This window comes from Xylophilus sp. Leaf220 (assembly GCF_001421705.1).
Classification (GTDB): Bacteria; Pseudomonadota; Gammaproteobacteria; order Burkholderiales; family Burkholderiaceae_C; genus Xylophilus.
Genome location: NZ_LMKO01000024.1, coordinates 103,716 through 117,805, shown reverse-complemented (window position 1 = coordinate 117,805; position 14,090 = coordinate 103,716). Strand labels below are relative to the sequence as shown.

The window sequence follows — 14,090 nt, the reverse complement described above, 5'->3', positions numbered from 1 at the left end:
GCCCGCGCCGCCTGCCTGTGGGCATCGGCCTACACGCCGTATCGCTTCGGGACTAGCGCTGCAGGGTCGTCCGCACCCTCAGGCGAAGGTGTGCCAGTCGCGGTGCTCGTCCGCATCCAGGTGCGGCAGCGTGTTGAATGTCAGCAGCGTGTGCCGCCGGGGGGTGAACACCAGCTCGGTCACCGCGCAGTTGCGAATCCGCAGGTTCAGCTCGATGGTGGTGGCCGCGGGCGTGCCCAGCACCTGGCCGACGGCGGTGGCGATCGGCCCGCCGCTGCTGGCCACCAGCACGTTGCCGGTGTGCCGCGTGCGCACCTCCTCCAATACCGCCGCGATGCCGGCGGAGAAGTCGGCGAAGGCGGGCATGCCCGCCGGCTGCGCGCTGCCGTCCATCCAGCGCGCCAGGCCATCGCGCAGCAGCCGGAAGTGGTGGCGGTACTGCTCGGGCGTACGCGCCGGTGGCAGCGGATCGGGGTGCACCGTGGCGACGACGGCGGCGGCGTCGTACTCGTTCAGCGCGGGCCGCTCCTCTGCCGCCGGCACCGCCTCCAGCCCGGCGGCGATGCCGGCGAAGGTCTCGAGGTGCCGCCGCAGCGTGCCGGTGTAGACCGCCTCGAAGACGAGGCCCTTGTCGCGCCAGTAGTCGCCCAGCCGCCGCGCCTGCCGGTGGCCCAGCGGACTCAGCACGTCGTAGTCGCCCGCGCCGAAGGAGGCCTGGCCGTGGCGCACGAGGTAGAGGGTTCCCATGCCGCCGATTCTGTGAGCCCGCGGTGCGCGGCGCCGTCGCGCGGGCGACCGCGCCGCGATGGCGGGTGGCAGGGTCGCTTTCATCGTGTTGCGTGCATCCTCTGCACGACCTCTAGACTGGCCGGCCCTTCATCCGATCCGCGAGGCTCGACCCGTGAAAGCACTCCTTCTGGCCCTGGCCGCCACCGCTGCCGCGGCCACGACCCAGGCCGCGCCGGTCACCTATGCGATCGACGCCAGCCATACCTACCCCAGTTTCGAGGCCGACCACATGGGCCTGTCGACCTGGCGCGGCAAGTTCAACAGCACCAGCGGCACGGTGGTGCTGGACGCCGCCGCCCAGCGCGGCACGGTGGACCTGAAGATCGACATCGCCTCGGTCGACTTCGGCCACGAGGAGATGAACCGCCACGCGCTGGCCGCCGACATCCTCGACGCCGCGCAATTCCCCACCGCCACCTACCGGGGCGCCTTCGCCAACTTCGCCGGCGGCGCACCGCGAGAACTGCGCGGGGCGCTGACGCTGCACGGCGTGACCCGGCCGGTGCGGCTGCAGATCGTGCACTTCAAGTGCGTGCAGGAGCATCCGATCAACAAGCGCGAGACCTGCGGTGCCGATGCGCGCGGCAGCTTCAACCGCAGCGATTTCGGCATCGGCTTCGGGCTCGACATGGGCTTCAAGCCTCTGGTGCACCTGCGGGTGCAGGTCGAGGCGATCCGCGAGCCGTCGTGACCGGCGGCCGGGCCGTCAGAGCCCCAGCGCCTCCAGCCCCGGATGGTCGTCGGGCCGGCGCCCCAGCGGCCAGTGGAACCGGCGGTCGGCCTCGGCGATCGGCAGGTCGTTGATGCTGGCGAAGCGGCGCTGCATCAGGCCGTCGGCATCGAACTCCCAGTTCTCGTTGCCGTAGCTGCGGTACCAGTGGCCCGAGTCGTCGTGCCATTCATAGGCGAAGCGCACCGCGATGCGGTTCTCGCCGAAGGCCCACAGGTCCTTGACGAGGCGGTAGTCCAGCTCGCGGGCCCACTTGCGCTGCAGCAGCGCCCGCACCGCCTCGCGGCCCACCGGGAACTCGGCCCGGTTGCGCCAGCGGGTGTCCTCGGTGTAGACCTGGACGACCCGGTCGGGGTCGCGGCTGTTCCAGGCGTCCTCGGCCATGCGCACCTTCTGCGCGGCGGTCTGGGCGGTGAAGGGGGGCAAGGGCGGCTTGGCGGTCATGCGGGTTCCTGTGGTGCGGCGCGCGGGGCGGGTGTGGCGGGTAGACAGGTCTGTCTACCGGAAGCGCACGATACCGCAGGGTAGACAGGTCTGTCTACCACAGGCCTAGAATGCGCCGATGGACTCCACCGCATCGCCCGCGCGCGGCCGCATCCTGGCCACGGCGCACGATCTCTTCTACCGCGACGGCATCCGCGCGACCGGCGTCGACCGGGTGATCGCCGCGGCGGGCGTGACCAAGGCCACCTTCTACCGGCACTTTCCCGGCAAGGACGACCTGGTGCGGGCCTTCCTGGAGCACCGGCACGACCTGTGGATGGGCTGGTTCGTCGATGCGCTGGGCCGCCACGGCGCGGCCGGCACGCGGCCCGGGGCCGGCATGGCGGCGCTGGCGGCGGCGCTGGGGGAGTGGTTCGCCGCGCCGGCCTTCCGCGGCTGCGCCTTCATCAACACCGTGGCGGAGCTGGGTGGCACGCTGCCGGATGCGGTGGCGATCGCACGGCGCCACAAGGCCGAGATGGCCGAGGTGATCGACGCCCTGTTGCCGCCGCCCGCCCCCGGCGCCCGCCCGGCGGCGGCCCGCGCCATCCGGGTGCAGGCGCTCGCGCTGGCGGTGGACGGCGCGATCGTCCAGGCGCAGGTGCACGGCGCCCAGAAGGTCGGGCCGGGCCTGCGGGCGCTGCTGGCGTGCGCCGGGCCGTGAGCGTGCGCAGGGGCGCCGCCGTATCATCCGCCGGTGCCCGCACGGCACGTTCCGCGCACCGTGACCGAAGGCGCCCGCTGCAGGGGCACCGCCGGCCGGCGCTTCCCGTCCGCCGACCGTGAGACCGCGTCACATGCCCTCTGCGCCATCACCTCCCCCGGAACCCGGTCCCCAGACGGCCGCGCTGCCGTTCAACGAGGCCGAAAGGCTGAACGTGCTGCGCAACTACGGGGTGCTCGACACCGGGCCCGAGCAGGCCTTCGACGACCTCACCACCCTGGCCTCGGCGGTCTGCCAGGCGCCGATGGCCCTGATCACCCTGGTGGACGAGGACCGGCAGTGGTTCAAGGCGCGCGAGGGCGTCGACCTGGCCGAGACGCCGCGCGAGATCTCCTTCTGCGCCCACACCATCCTGCAGCCCGACCGGCTGATGGAGGTGGCCGACACCCGCCAGGACCCGCGCTTCGCGCACAACCCGCTCGTCACCGGCGACACCGCGATCCGCTTCTACGCCGGCGCGCCGCTGGTCACCCCGCAGGGCGTGGCGATCGGCACCGTCTGCGTGCTCGACCACCGGCCCCGCAGCCTGACCGGCACCGAGCGCCGCGCCCTGCATTCGCTGGCCCGGCAGGTGGTGGCGCAGCTGGAACTGCGGCAGGCGGTGGCCGGGCTGGAGCTGCAGGGCATGACCGACAGCCTGACCTCCGTGTGGAACCGCCGCGCCTTCGACCGGCGGCTGCGCGAGGAGTGGCAGCGCCACCGCCAGGACGGCCGCCCGCTGGGCCTGCTGATGGTCGACCTCGATTTCTTCAAGCGCATCAACGACGACTTCGGCCACCCGGCCGGCGACGCGGTGCTGGTGCAGGTCGCGGGCCTGCTGCAGGCGAGCGTGCGGCGCAGCGACCTGGTGGCGCGCTTCGGTGGCGAGGAGTTCGCCGTCGTGCTGCCCGATGCCGACATCGCCGCGGCCCGGGCGGTGGCCGAGAAGGTGCGCTGCGCGATCGAGCAGGCCGCCTGGCCGAACCGGCCCCTGACCGCCAGCATCGGCGTGGCCTCGGTGGTGCCCGCCGCCGGCAGCGACGGGCCGGCGCTGGTGGCCGCGGCCGACAAGGCGCTCTACCGCGCCAAGCAGGCCGGCCGCAACCGGGTGCAGGTGTTCGAGGGCTGGGACTGACGGCCCGCAGGCCCGCAGCACCGCGGTCGGCCGTCAGCGCGCGGGCGTGCGGCCCGCTGCGGCGTCGCGCAGCAGCTGGACGTCGTAGGGCATCGCCCCGGCATGTTCGGCCCGGGCGATGGCATAGCGCGACAGGTCTTCCAGCGGCCCGTTGAAGGGCGGGTGGTCCATCCGCCGCAGCGAGGCCAGCGCCCGCTGCAGCACCACGCCCACTTCCACCGCCTCGGCCCCGTAGCGCGCCAGGGGCGCGAAGACGTCCTCGACCATGCCGGCCTCGCGCAGCGCCGGGGCGCTGACCCGGTCGAACTCGGGGCCCGCCGTCGCGTCCTCGGCGCTGCCCGTCCCGGCTGCGCCTTCCCCGCCGGTGCGCTGCGTCTCGATCCAGTACACCAGCGTCTTCACCGCGGTGGCCATCACGTCGAGCGCGGTGCCCGGGTCGTTGACCGAGGCCGACATCGCCCGCGCGGCGATCTCGCCCATCACCACCAGGCCGAAGCGCGGATCGTGGTCGAAGCTGCGGCCGGTGCCGATCACCAGCGCGTCGGCGATGGCCTTCCGGTCGTCCTCGTCCAGCGGCGTGTCGCAGCTGGCCAGCACCACCGAGGGCTCGACGAACGCGCCGGGCAGCACATGCAGGTGCAGGGTGGTGCCCAGCGCCTCGGCGCGGCGCTGCAGCAGGTCCATCGACACATGCTGCACGAAGCCGGTGGTGGGCGCCTGCACCGCATGCCGGCCGCGGGCACCGTCGGGTTGCGGCCGGCCGCCGAGCCACGGCTTGGCCAGGCGCTGGACCATCGCCCGCTGCGTGGCCAGCTCCACCCGCCGGATCGTCTCGCCCAGGCGGCCGAGCACCGAGAGGTAGTCGATCCAGCGCAGCAGCACCACCACCACGAAGACGAGCATCGCCAGGGTGAAGCCGAACAGCACCAGCCGCCCGCCCTCGCCGTAGACATGCGCATGCAGCCCGACCAGGGCGATCACGCTGTAGAGAAAGGCGCCGATGAAGGCGGCCAGCGTGTTCTGCACCGTGCTGTCCTCGATCAGCAGCTGCGAGGCGCGGGGCGTCGCGCTGTTGGAGACGGCCGAGAACGAGGCCACCATCGTCGTGGCCGAGAAGATCGCCACGGTGAGCATGCTGGAGGCGAGGATGCCGAGCAGGCTGTCGATCGACTCCGAGCCGAGCTGCATCGCCACGCTCTGCGGGATCGACGGGCCGATCACCGCCGACAGCGCCACCGCCAGAAAGGCGAAGAGGGAGAACAGGGCACAGCGCCACCAGGTCTTGCGGAAAAGCCTGCTCAGCAGGAAGCGAAGTTTTTCGGACATGGGCGGCAGTATCCGGGTGGGGCGGGCAGGGCCGCGCAGGACAAGGCCGCATGCGGCACGGAGGAGCGAAGCCGATGGCAGCCGGCACGCCCTCACCCACGAAATGGAGAGTAGAAAGTGCCTGTGGCCGGCGCCGTACGCCGGCTTCCAGCTATAAATTAAGTAGCAAAAGGCGCTGCCCGCAGAAAAGGCGGCCGCCCGTGGCGCTCAAGGGCGCAGCGCATCGGCATGCTGCCGCCAGAACGCCGCATCGGGGAAGGGGCCAATGCCGGCCGCCACGTTGTCCCGCATGTGTTCGGGCCGGGCGGTGCCGGGAATCGCGCAGGTGACGGCCGGGTGGCTCAGCACGAATTTCAGCAGCACCTGCGCCCAGCTGGAGCAGCCGATCTCCGCCGCCCAGCCGGGCAGTGGCTCGGCCCGCAGCCGGCGCAGCAGCCCGCCGCCGCCGAACGGCCGGTTGACGATCACCGCCACGCCGCGCTCCCGGGCCAGCGGCAGCAGGCGCTCGGCGGCGGCCCGGTCGTCCAGCGCGTAGTTGATCTGCAGGAAATCGAGCGGCTCGGCCCGCAGCACCGCCTCGACCTCCGGGTAGGCCGACGGCGTGTAGTGGGTGATGCCCAGGTAGCGCACCCGGCCCGCTTCCTTCCAGCCCCGCAGCGTGGCCAGCTGGGTGCGCCAGTCGACCAGGTTGTGCACCTGCATCAGGTCGATGCGCGAGGTGCGCAGCCGGGCGAAGGACTGCTCCATCTGCGCGATGCCGGCCGCGCGGCCGCTGGTCCAGACCTTTGTGGCGACGAAGGCGCGTTGCCGGCTGCCGGCGGCGGCCAGCAATTCGCCGGTGGCGGCTTCGGCCCGGCCGTACATCGGCGAACTGTCGAGCACCGCGCCACCCGCGTCAAACAACGCCTGCAGCACGCCGGGGAGCTCGGCGTAGGCAGCACTGTCGGCCGCCACGTCGAAGCCGATGTAGGTGCCGCAGCCGACTACCGGCAGCGCCTCGCCTGTCGAAGGAATGGGGCGTGTGGTCATGCGTTGCGGCGGGTTGGCCGGCACAGGAGGGGCGGGCGTCTGCGCCTGGGCGTCCGATGCGCGCCAGGTCAGCGGGACGCTGACGAGCGCCGCCGCGGTGCCCAGCAGGTGCCGGCGGGAGGGAGGGCGGGACGGTGCGGGCATGGCGTGGTGTGGCGGCAGACAGTTGCGGCCGCTACGCCCGCTTCGGAATCTCCAGCCCGCGTGCCACCGCCGGCCGGGCCACGAAGGCCGCCAGCACCCGCTGCACTTCGGGGAAATCGTCGAAGCCGACCAGCTCGCGCGCCTCGTAGAAGCCGACCAGGTTGCGCACCCAGGGCAGCACCGCGATGTCGGCGATGGTGAATGCGGTGCCCATGATCCAGTCGCGGCCCTCCAGGCGCTGCTCCAGCACCGCCAGCAGGCGCTTCGATTCGGCCACGTAGCGGTCGCGCGGGCGCTTGTCCTCGTAGTCCTTGCCGGCGAACTTGTGGAAGAAGCCCAGCTGGCCGAACATCGGCCCGACGCCGCCCATCTGCCACATCAGCCACTGCAGCGTCTCGTAGCGGCCGGCGGCATCCGTGGGGATGCACTGGCCGGTCTTCTCGGCCAGGTAGACGAGGATCGCACCGGACTCGAACAGCGCCAGCGGCTGGCCGCCCGGACCGTCGGGATCGAGGATCGCCGGGATCTTGTTGTTGGGGTTGAGCGAGAGGAAGGCCGGCGAGGTCTGGTCGTTCTGCCCGAAATCCACCAGGTGCGGCTCGTACGGCAGGCCGGTCTCCTCCAGCAGGATCGAGACCTTCACCCCGTTGGGCGTCGGCAGCGAATAGAGCTGCAGCACGTCGGGGCGCTGCGCGGGCCACTTGGCGGTGATCGGGAAGGCGGAGAGATCGTGCATGTCGGGCATCCGGGGAAGGTCGGTGGGGAAGCGCGTGGCGAACGTGCCGCGCGGCCTGGGCTGCATTCTGGCCCGGCGCCGCAAGACCGCCCGGCCGGTGCGGCTACAACGCCTGTGCTTGTTCCAGGTGGCGGCGCATCACCGGCAGCGACTGGTCGATCCAGGCCCGGATGTCGGGGGTGCGGCTGGCGCGGCGGGCCCGCTCCATCAGCTTGATGTCGTCCTTGTGGTCCTCGATGCCCACCTGCAGCCGGAACACGGTGTCGAATTCCTTGCCCGAGAGGGACTGCAGCCGCGCCAGGATCGCGGCCTTGTCGTCCGGGGCGTGCTCTGGCAGCGGGTAGTTGTGGTCGAGCGAGATCTGCTTGAGGCCCCCCATCGCGCGCTGGTGGTCGCGCTGCAGGGTCTGGGCGTAGGCTTTCACCCGGGGGTCGGCGGCGCGGGATTCGGCGAGCTTGGCGGCTTCCATCTCGTAGAGCGAGGAGCCGGCCGCCTTGGTGACGAAGTCGCGGTCGGCCTTGCTGATGGCCGAGGGCGCCGACTTGGTCGTGCCTTCGCCCTCGGGATTGTTGTTGCGGGCGCCCGGCTTGTCGGCCTGGGCGCGCTGGCTGCGCTCGGGGGCGGCCGGGTGGCTCGCCTCGTTGGCCGCGTGGGCGGCGCCGGTGAAGGCCAGGGCGGCGAGCAGGCAGGAGGAGAGTGCGGTGGAAGGGGACATGGCGGGGTTCCGGCAAGGGCAGACAGAAGCGGCGGCGATGCCGACAAGGCAACACCGCCGCAGGAATGCCGCAAGACTGGGCCCGCCGACCCGCGCCGGCTGTACGGACAGACGCCCATCGCGTGTCAGCCCGGGCGGCCAACGCGGCCGTGTGGGCCGCCCGCGGGCCGGCCTCAGTAGGTCTTGTACGGCAGGAACTTGCCCGAGAGCACCACCCGCACCCGGTCGCCCTTCGGGTCTTCCTGGCGCTGCATGTCCATCGAGAAATCGATCGCGCTCATGATGCCGTCGCCGAACTCCTCGTGGATCAGTTCCTTGATGGTGGTGCCGTAGACGCTCACCAGCTCGTACCAGCGGTAGATCAGCGGATCGGTCGGCACCGGGGTGGGCAGCGAGCCCTTGTACGGCACCACCTGCAGCCACTTCTGGTCGTCGGCGCTCAGGTCGAAGATGCCGGCGATGGTGGCGGCCTGCTCGGCGGTCAGCGTCATCTGGCCCAGGCAGGCGGCGGTGGTCCATTCCTTCGACAGGCCGACCTGCTCGGCCACGCTGGCCCAGCTGATGCCCTTGAGGACCTTGGCGGTGATGATTTTTTCGGTGACGTCGTTGCGGCTCATGGGGTGGCTCCTTTGGTGTGAGGGAAGAGGCGGGGTGTCAGTCGGCGCGGGCGCGCCCGACCAGGAAATCGACGATGCCGTTGCGCAGCGGGTAGTAGCCGGGCAGGTGGTGCAGGCTGTGCCGGGTGCGGTCGCGCGGCAGCGGGTTGACCACCACCTCGGCGATGCCGCCGGGCCGGTAGCCGGCGGGCGTGTCGGCGCCGTTGCGCATCAGCAGGATGCGGTCGGCCAGCAGGATGGCCTCGTCCACGTCGTGGGTGATCATGAAGACGGTCTGCTGCGTCTGCCGCACGATGGCCATCAGCTCGTCCTGGATGGTGCCGCGGGTGAGCGCGTCGAGCGCGCCGAAGGGCTCGTCGAGCAGAAGCATCTTGGGGCTGATCGCGAAGGCGCGGGCGATGCCGACCCGCTGCTTCATGCCGCCCGAGAGCTGCGAGGGTTTCTTGTCGATGGCGCCGCTCAGGCCGACCAGCGCCACGTACTTCTCCACCTGCGCATCGACCTGCGCGCGGCTCCAATCGGGCCAGCGCGACTCCACCGCGAAGGCGATGTTGCGGCGCACCGTCAGCCAGGGCATCAGCGCATGGCTCTGGAACACCACGCCGCGCTCCAGGCTGGGGCCCGCGACCTCGCGGCCGTCCATGAAGATGTGGCCGGCGCTGGCGGTGTCGAGCCCCGCCAGCACGTTCAGGATGGTGGTCTTGCCGCAGCCCGAGTGGCCGATGATGCAGACGAACTCGCCGCGGTCCAGGGTGAAGGACACGTCGGCGAAGACCGGCCGCGCCGGCACGTAGGACCTGGCCAGGCCCTCGATCGACAGCAGGGGAGGGGAAGACCCGGAAGAAGCGGTGGAACGGTCGAGGGGCATGGCACGGCTCCGGGGCGGGGCGTCACTCCACATAGGTGACTCTCTTCTGCAGGGCGGCGAAGGCCAGGTCCAGGCACATGCCGACCACGCCGATCACCAGGATGGCGAAGATCACGTTGGTGAGCGAGAGGTTGTTCCACTCGTTCCACAGGAAGTAGCCGATGCCGGTGCCGCCGACCAGCATCTCGGCCGCGACGATCACCAGCCAGGCGATGCCCATGCTGATCCGCATGCCGGTGAGGATGGTGGGCGCCGCCGCCGGCAAGACGACCCGGAAGGCCTTGCGCAGCGGCCGCACCTCCAGCGTGCGGGCCACGTTGAGCCACTCGCGCTTGACCGAGGCCACGCCGAAGGCGGTGTTGAGCAGCATCGGCCAGACCGAGCAGATGAAGATCACGAAGATGCCGCTGGCCGACGAATCCTTGATGGTGTAGAGCGCCAGCGGCATCCAGGCCAGGGGCGAGATCGGCTTCAACACCTGGATGAACGGGTCGAGCGCCTTGTGGAACAGCGGCGACATGCCGATCAGGAAACCCAGCGGCAGCGCCACCAGGCAGGCCAGCAAAAAGCCGCTGCCCACCCGCAGCAGCGACCAGCCGAGCTGGATCGCGATGCCCTTGTCGTTGGGGCCGTTGTCGTAGAACGGATGGCGCAGCTGCCGGCCGATGGTGGCCGCCATCTGCGCCGGCGTGGGAAAGCCCGCGCCCTTCTGCTCGGCGCCGGCGGTCGGGTCCTTGCCGAGCATCTTGGCGTACTCGATCTGCTCGGGCGTCATGCCGCCCGCACCGGACGCGGCGCCGGTGGACTGGGTGGCGAGCTGCCACACGCCCACCAGCAGCAGGAAGACCGCCAGCGACAGCAGGGCCGCCTTGAGGTTGGTGCTTTTCACGTATGCACCTTCAGGCCGCGGCCTTGGAGATGGCGAAGCTCTTCGCATAGTCGTCGGCCTTGGCCGCGTCGAACACCTTGCCCATGATGGTGAACTTGGGGTAGGCGCCCTCGGGCGGCTTCTGGCCCAGCTCGGCCATGCGCTTCTTGGCGTCGGTCAGCAGGAACACCTTCTCGGCGATCTGCTTGTAGTCGACGTCGCCCTTCACGTAGCCCCAGCGCTTCATCTGGGTCAGCATCCAGACGGCCATCGACTGCCACGGGATCGGGTCGAAATCGGCCCGGTCGGGCACGGTGCGGATGTTGCCCAGGCCGTCGGCGAAGCGCCCTGTCAGGACCTGGGTCAGCACCGTCTCGGGCTGGTTGAGGTACTGCGCCGGCGCGATCACCCGGGCGATCAGCTCGCGGTTCTTCGGGTCGCGCGCCATCGCCGAGGCGGTGAGCACCGAGCGCACCAGCGCCGCGAAGGTGTTGGGGTTCTGCTGGATGAACGCGGCCGAGGTGCCGAAGGCGCAGCAGGGGTGGCCATCCCAGATGTCCTTGGTGAGGATGTGCAGGAAGCCTACTTCCTCGAAGACCGCGCGCTGGTTGAACGGGTCGGGGCCCAGGTAGCCGTCGATGTTGCCGGCGCGCAGGTTGGCGACCATCTCGGCCGGCGGCACCACCCGGATCTGGATGTCGGTATCGGGGTTCAGGCCGTGCTCCGCCACGTAGTAGCGCAGCAGGAAGTTGTGCATGCTGAACTCGAAGGGCACGGCGAACTTGAAGCCCTTCCACTTCTTCGGGTCGCGGTTGTCCTTGTGCTTGTTGGCGAGGGTGATCGCCTGGCCATTGGTGTTCTGGATGGTGGCGACCTGCATCGGCACCGGGTTGGAGCCCACGCCCATCGAAATGGCCAGCGGCATCGGCGACAGGAAGTGGGTGGCGTCGTACTCCTTGTTGATCATCTTGTCGCGGATCAGCGCCCAGCCGGCGGTCTTCACCACCTCCACGTTCAGGCCCTGCTGCTTGTAGAAGCCCAGGGGGTGGGCCATGATCAGCGGCGTGGCGCAGGTGATCGGGATGAAGCCGATCTTCAGGTCCTTCTTCTCCAGCGGGCCCTTGTCCTGGGCCATTGCCTGCAGTGCGCCCAGGGGCATCAGCGAGGCGATGGCGGCGCGGGCGGTGCTGGCGCCCACCGCCTGCAGGAAGCGGCGGCGCACGCTGTCGACCGGGAACAGCGCTTTCACCATCGCCGCCTCCAGCTTGTCGTGCGACAGGCTCTCGGCCGAGGCCGCCGCGGCGGCGTGTTCGCCCGGCGCATGGTCGGCGCCGCAGGCGCAGCGCGGCATCAGCGGGCGGTCGGCGTCGTAGGCGGCGGGAAGGGTCGGCAGTCGGGACATGGTGGGCTCTCCTGGTGGGGAAGCCTTCGCCCTCGCAACGGCCGGGCCAGCCGGCGGGTTTTCGGCGGGCCGCACGCCGTATCGCCGCAGAAGTGTGGGCCCGGCGTAGGGCTGGCACTACACGGCGGCCCTGCGCGGCCCTGGTTCAGGCCGGCGCGGCGTCGCGGCCGTGCCGCTCGGCGTAGAGCGCCAGCTCCACGTCGTTCTTGGTACCGGTCTTCTCGAGGATGCGGGCCCGGTAGGTGCTCACCGTATTGGGCGCCAGGCCGAGCTCCGCACCGATTTCGCTCACGGTGCGCCCGGTGGTGAGCAGGCGGAACACCTGGTGCTCGCGGTGCGACAGGGCGATGCCGGCCGCGCCCCTGCCCACCGCGAGGGCCAGCGCCTCGGCGGTGGCGGGCGTCAGGTACAGGCCGCCGGCGGCCGCCTTGCGCACCGCGGCCACCATCGCGTCGGGGTCGGCGCTTTTGTTGAGGTAGCCGGCCGCGCCCAGGCGGATGCAGCGCACCGCGTACTGGTTCTCGGGGTAGGTGGAGAGCATCAGCACCGGCAGGGCCGGCCAGTCGCGGCGCAGGGCCTGCAGCACGTCGAGGCCGTCGCGCTCGGGCAGGGCGATGTCGAGCAGCACCACGTCGAGCCCGGCGTTGCCGCCGCGCGCGGCCACCGCCTCGACCACCTCGGGGCCGGTCTGCGCCTCGGCCATCACGTGGATCTCGGGCGTGCCGTTGGAGGGGTCGCGCAGCACCTGCTTGATGCCTTCGCGCACGATGCGGTGGTCGTCGCCGATCAGGACGCGCAGGGCGTGGGGCAGCGGCATGTCAGGCACCGGTGAGGGGCAGCCGAAGGCCGAAGGTGCAGCCCCGGCCCGGCGCGCTGTGAGCCTCGACCGTGCCGCCGAAGTGCCGCGCCCGCTCCCGCATGCCGCGCACCCCGTAGGCGGTGGGCGCGCTGAAGGCCTGGGCTGCGGCGCCAACGCCGTCGTCCTGCACGTCCAGCTGCAGCAGCGTGCCCGAGGCCAGGATGCGCACCGCCACCCGCCGCGCCCGGGCATGCCGCGCCACGTTGGAGAGCATCTCCTGGAAGATGCGGAAGACGGCGGTGGCGGCCGGTCCGGTGGGTTCGTCCGCGGCGGCGGTCTGCATGTCCCAGTCGAGCGTCAGCTCGGCCTTCTGCGCGAAGTCGTGCGCCTGCCACTCCAGCGCGGCCCACAGGCCCTGGTGGTCGAGGATGCTGGGCCGCAGGTCGGTGATGATGCGGCCCACGTCGTCGACCGCCCGCTCGATCAGGCCGCTCATGCCCTGGCACTTGCAGCGCATCGACCGGCGCATCTCCTGGGCCGCCTCGGGCGCCCGGGCGGGCTGCTCGGCCAGGCGCTTGTCGAGCCAGCCGACCTCCATCTTCAGCGCCACCAGCAGGCTGCCCAGTTCGTCGTGGATCTCGCGGGCGATGCGGGTGCGCTCTTCCTCCCGCACCGAATCGGTCCAGGCCGACAGCGCCCGCAGCTGCTCCAGCGCGGCGGTCAGCTCGGCGGTGCGCTCGGCCACCCGCTGCTCCAGCAGGTTGCGCGACTGGCGCAGCGCCTGGTCGGCCCGCCGCCGCTCGGTGATGTCGACGAAGGTGATCACCGCGCCGCGCACCTTGGCGCCGTCGAGGATCGGGTGGCTCGAATACTCCACCGGCACCGCGCTGCCGTCGCGGCGCCAGAACACCTCGGTGTCGATGCGGCAGGGCTGGCCGCGGCGGAAGGCCCGGAAGATCGGGCAGGCGCTGTCGGGGTAGGCCGAGCCGTCCTGGTAGGAATGGTGGGTCAGCTCGTGCATGTTGCGGCCCAGCACCTCGGCCACCTCGTAGCCGAGCAGCGCGGCACCCGCCCGGTTGATGAACACGCAGTGCCCGTCGAGCCCGATGCCGAAGATGCCCTCGCCGGTCGATTCCAGCAGCAGGCCGGGCCGGTCGGTCCACACCGCCGCATCGGCTTCGGCGGGGCTGGAAGGGGGCGTTTCGGCGACGGCAGGCATGCCCGCCGTCGAAGCAAGGAGCATGCCCCCGCCCGGCGCGCCCTAGAGTCCCAGCCGCTCCCGCGCCGCCGGCGGCACCAGCGGCAGGTAGTCGGGATGGCGCTGCAGCCAGGCGGCCACGAAGCTGCATTCGGGTACCACCTGCAGGCCGCGGGCGCTGGCATCGTCGAGCACCGCGCGCGCCAGGAAGCTGGCGACGCCCTGGCCGGCGTGCTCGGGCGGCACGATGGTGTGGGTGAGCGCCATCGTGCCGTCGGCAGCGGTCTCGTACGCGAGGTGGCCCAGGGTGCGGCCGTCGCGCTGCGCTTCGTAGCGCCGGGCGGCGGTGTCGTGGTGCAGGTCGAGGGCGTGGGGAGGGGTGGACGGTGGAGACATCGGAACTCCGGCTTTTGAAGAAAAAATAGCCGCAGCCGGCGTTGCGCGCCGGCTTGCAGCTATCTATTTTATAGCAAAGGCGGCCCATGCCGCCGCTGCGGTTAGCCCGCGGTCTTGCGGGCCGGCGCCTTGCGGGGCGCGGGGGCGGCCGG

At 71.4% G+C, this 14,090-nt stretch carries 16 protein-coding genes; 3 read left to right on the top strand and 13 right to left on the bottom strand.

Going from position 1 to position 14,090, the window contains the following annotated elements:
* Positions 1-78: 78 nt before the first annotated feature.
* Complete coding sequence (locus ASE76_RS16150; protein ID WP_055841756.1) at positions 79-747, bottom strand: histidine phosphatase family protein; 669 nt, start codon at positions 745-747, stop codon at positions 79-81.
* A 154-nt stretch (positions 748-901) separates the two neighbouring features.
* On the opposite strand from ASE76_RS16150, the gene ASE76_RS16145 reads away from it, so the two are divergent.
* Complete coding sequence (locus ASE76_RS16145; RefSeq protein ID WP_236698500.1) at positions 902-1,480, top strand: YceI family protein; 579 nt, start codon at positions 902-904, stop codon at positions 1,478-1,480.
* Between the two features lie 15 nt (positions 1,481-1,495).
* Here the strand turns inward: ASE76_RS16145 and ASE76_RS16140 are convergent, their stop codons facing one another.
* A complete protein-coding gene (locus tag ASE76_RS16140) occupies positions 1,496-1,963 on the bottom strand; it encodes a nuclear transport factor 2 family protein (protein ID WP_055841753.1) in 468 nt (155 codons plus the stop codon).
* 118 nt (positions 1,964-2,081) lie between these two features.
* Here ASE76_RS16140 and ASE76_RS16135 point away from each other — a divergent pair, with 118 nt between their 5' ends.
* Both ASE76_RS16135 and ASE76_RS16130 read left to right on the top strand, forming a co-directional pair.
* Positions 2,082-2,666, top strand: coding sequence for a TetR/AcrR family transcriptional regulator (locus ASE76_RS16135; RefSeq protein ID WP_055841750.1), 585 nt, complete (start codon positions 2,082-2,084; stop codon positions 2,664-2,666).
* 133 nt (positions 2,667-2,799) lie between these two features.
* Positions 2,800-3,840, top strand: a complete 1,041-nt coding sequence (locus ASE76_RS16130) for a diguanylate cyclase (protein ID WP_055841747.1) — start codon at positions 2,800-2,802, stop codon at positions 3,838-3,840.
* 33 nt (positions 3,841-3,873) lie between these two features.
* On the opposite strand, the gene ASE76_RS16125 is transcribed toward ASE76_RS16130, so the two are convergent.
* From ASE76_RS16125 to ASE76_RS16075, 11 genes are all read right to left on the bottom strand, one after another.
* On the bottom strand, positions 3,874-5,166 hold the full coding sequence (locus tag ASE76_RS16125; RefSeq protein WP_055841744.1) for a DUF2254 domain-containing protein: 1,293 nt from the start codon (positions 5,164-5,166) through the stop codon (positions 3,874-3,876).
* A gap of 207 nt (positions 5,167-5,373) precedes the next feature.
* On the bottom strand, positions 5,374-6,195 hold the full coding sequence (locus ASE76_RS16120) for an aldo/keto reductase (RefSeq protein WP_236698504.1): 822 nt from the start codon (positions 6,193-6,195) through the stop codon (positions 5,374-5,376).
* 175 nt (positions 6,196-6,370) lie between these two features.
* Positions 6,371-7,075, bottom strand: a complete 705-nt coding sequence (locus ASE76_RS16115; RefSeq protein WP_055841955.1) for a glutathione S-transferase N-terminal domain-containing protein — start codon at positions 7,073-7,075, stop codon at positions 6,371-6,373.
* Positions 7,076-7,178: 103 nt separating this feature from the next.
* Complete coding sequence (locus tag ASE76_RS16110) at positions 7,179-7,790, bottom strand: DUF4142 domain-containing protein (RefSeq protein ID WP_055841741.1); 612 nt, start codon at positions 7,788-7,790, stop codon at positions 7,179-7,181.
* A 173-nt stretch (positions 7,791-7,963) separates the two neighbouring features.
* On the bottom strand, positions 7,964-8,407 hold the full coding sequence (gene cynS / locus ASE76_RS16105) for a cyanase (protein WP_055841738.1): 444 nt from the start codon (positions 8,405-8,407) through the stop codon (positions 7,964-7,966).
* 37 nt (positions 8,408-8,444) lie between these two features.
* Positions 8,445-9,275, bottom strand: coding sequence for an ABC transporter ATP-binding protein (locus ASE76_RS16100; RefSeq protein ID WP_055841736.1), 831 nt, complete (start codon positions 9,273-9,275; stop codon positions 8,445-8,447).
* Between the two features lie 22 nt (positions 9,276-9,297).
* Positions 9,298-10,212: a nitrate ABC transporter permease gene (ntrB, locus tag ASE76_RS16095; RefSeq protein ID WP_055841734.1), complete on the bottom strand. Its 915-nt coding sequence runs from the start codon at positions 10,210-10,212 to the stop codon at positions 9,298-9,300.
* On the bottom strand, positions 10,175-11,545 hold the full coding sequence (locus tag ASE76_RS16090; RefSeq protein ID WP_055841730.1) for a CmpA/NrtA family ABC transporter substrate-binding protein: 1,371 nt from the start codon (positions 11,543-11,545) through the stop codon (positions 10,175-10,177). The genes ntrB and ASE76_RS16090 overlap by 38 nt, the downstream gene beginning before the upstream one ends.
* Positions 11,546-11,690: 145 nt before the next feature.
* Complete coding sequence (locus ASE76_RS16085; protein WP_055841726.1) at positions 11,691-12,362, bottom strand: response regulator transcription factor; 672 nt, start codon at positions 12,360-12,362, stop codon at positions 11,691-11,693.
* A 1-nt stretch (position 12,363) separates the two neighbouring features.
* Positions 12,364-13,563, bottom strand: a complete 1,200-nt coding sequence (locus ASE76_RS16080; protein WP_055841724.1) for a PAS domain S-box protein — start codon at positions 13,561-13,563, stop codon at positions 12,364-12,366.
* Between the two features lie 42 nt (positions 13,564-13,605).
* Positions 13,606-13,938, bottom strand: coding sequence for a GNAT family N-acetyltransferase (locus ASE76_RS16075; protein ID WP_055841721.1), 333 nt, complete (start codon positions 13,936-13,938; stop codon positions 13,606-13,608).
* Positions 13,939-14,090 lie beyond the last annotated feature (152 nt).

What these genes read in the sequence shown, in the direction of transcription:
- ASE76_RS16150 (WP_055841756.1), bottom strand. Translation starts at nt 747, where the DNA reads ATGGGAACCCTCTACCTCGTGCGCCACGGCCAGGCCTCCTTCGGCGCG.
- ASE76_RS16140 (WP_055841753.1), bottom strand. Translation starts at nt 1,963, where the DNA reads ATGACCGCCAAGCCGCCCTTGCCCCCCTTCACCGCCCAGACCGCCGCG.
- ASE76_RS16135 (WP_055841750.1), top strand. Translation starts at nt 2,082, where the DNA reads ATGGACTCCACCGCATCGCCCGCGCGCGGCCGCATCCTGGCCACGGCG.
- ASE76_RS16130 (WP_055841747.1), top strand. Translation starts at nt 2,800, where the DNA reads ATGCCCTCTGCGCCATCACCTCCCCCGGAACCCGGTCCCCAGACGGCC.
- ASE76_RS16125 (WP_055841744.1), bottom strand. Translation starts at nt 5,166, where the DNA reads ATGTCCGAAAAACTTCGCTTCCTGCTGAGCAGGCTTTTCCGCAAGACC.
- ASE76_RS16120 (WP_236698504.1), bottom strand. Translation starts at nt 6,195, where the DNA reads ATGACCACACGCCCCATTCCTTCGACAGGCGAGGCGCTGCCGGTAGTC.
- ASE76_RS16115 (WP_055841955.1), bottom strand. Translation starts at nt 7,075, where the DNA reads ATGCACGATCTCTCCGCCTTCCCGATCACCGCCAAGTGGCCCGCGCAG.
- ASE76_RS16110 (WP_055841741.1), bottom strand. Translation starts at nt 7,790, where the DNA reads ATGTCCCCTTCCACCGCACTCTCCTCCTGCCTGCTCGCCGCCCTGGCC.
- cynS (WP_055841738.1), bottom strand. Translation starts at nt 8,407, where the DNA reads ATGAGCCGCAACGACGTCACCGAAAAAATCATCACCGCCAAGGTCCTC.
- ASE76_RS16100 (WP_055841736.1), bottom strand. Translation starts at nt 9,275, where the DNA reads ATGCCCCTCGACCGTTCCACCGCTTCTTCCGGGTCTTCCCCTCCCCTG.
- ntrB (WP_055841734.1), bottom strand. Translation starts at nt 10,212, where the DNA reads ATGCGAAGAGCTTCGCCATCTCCAAGGCCGCGGCCTGAAGGTGCATAC.
- ASE76_RS16090 (WP_055841730.1), bottom strand. Translation starts at nt 11,545, where the DNA reads ATGTCCCGACTGCCGACCCTTCCCGCCGCCTACGACGCCGACCGCCCG.
- ASE76_RS16085 (WP_055841726.1), bottom strand. Translation starts at nt 12,362, where the DNA reads ATGCCGCTGCCCCACGCCCTGCGCGTCCTGATCGGCGACGACCACCGC.
- ASE76_RS16080 (WP_055841724.1), bottom strand. Translation starts at nt 13,563, where the DNA reads ATGCCTGCCGTCGCCGAAACGCCCCCTTCCAGCCCCGCCGAAGCCGAT.
- ASE76_RS16075 (WP_055841721.1), bottom strand. Translation starts at nt 13,938, where the DNA reads ATGTCTCCACCGTCCACCCCTCCCCACGCCCTCGACCTGCACCACGAC.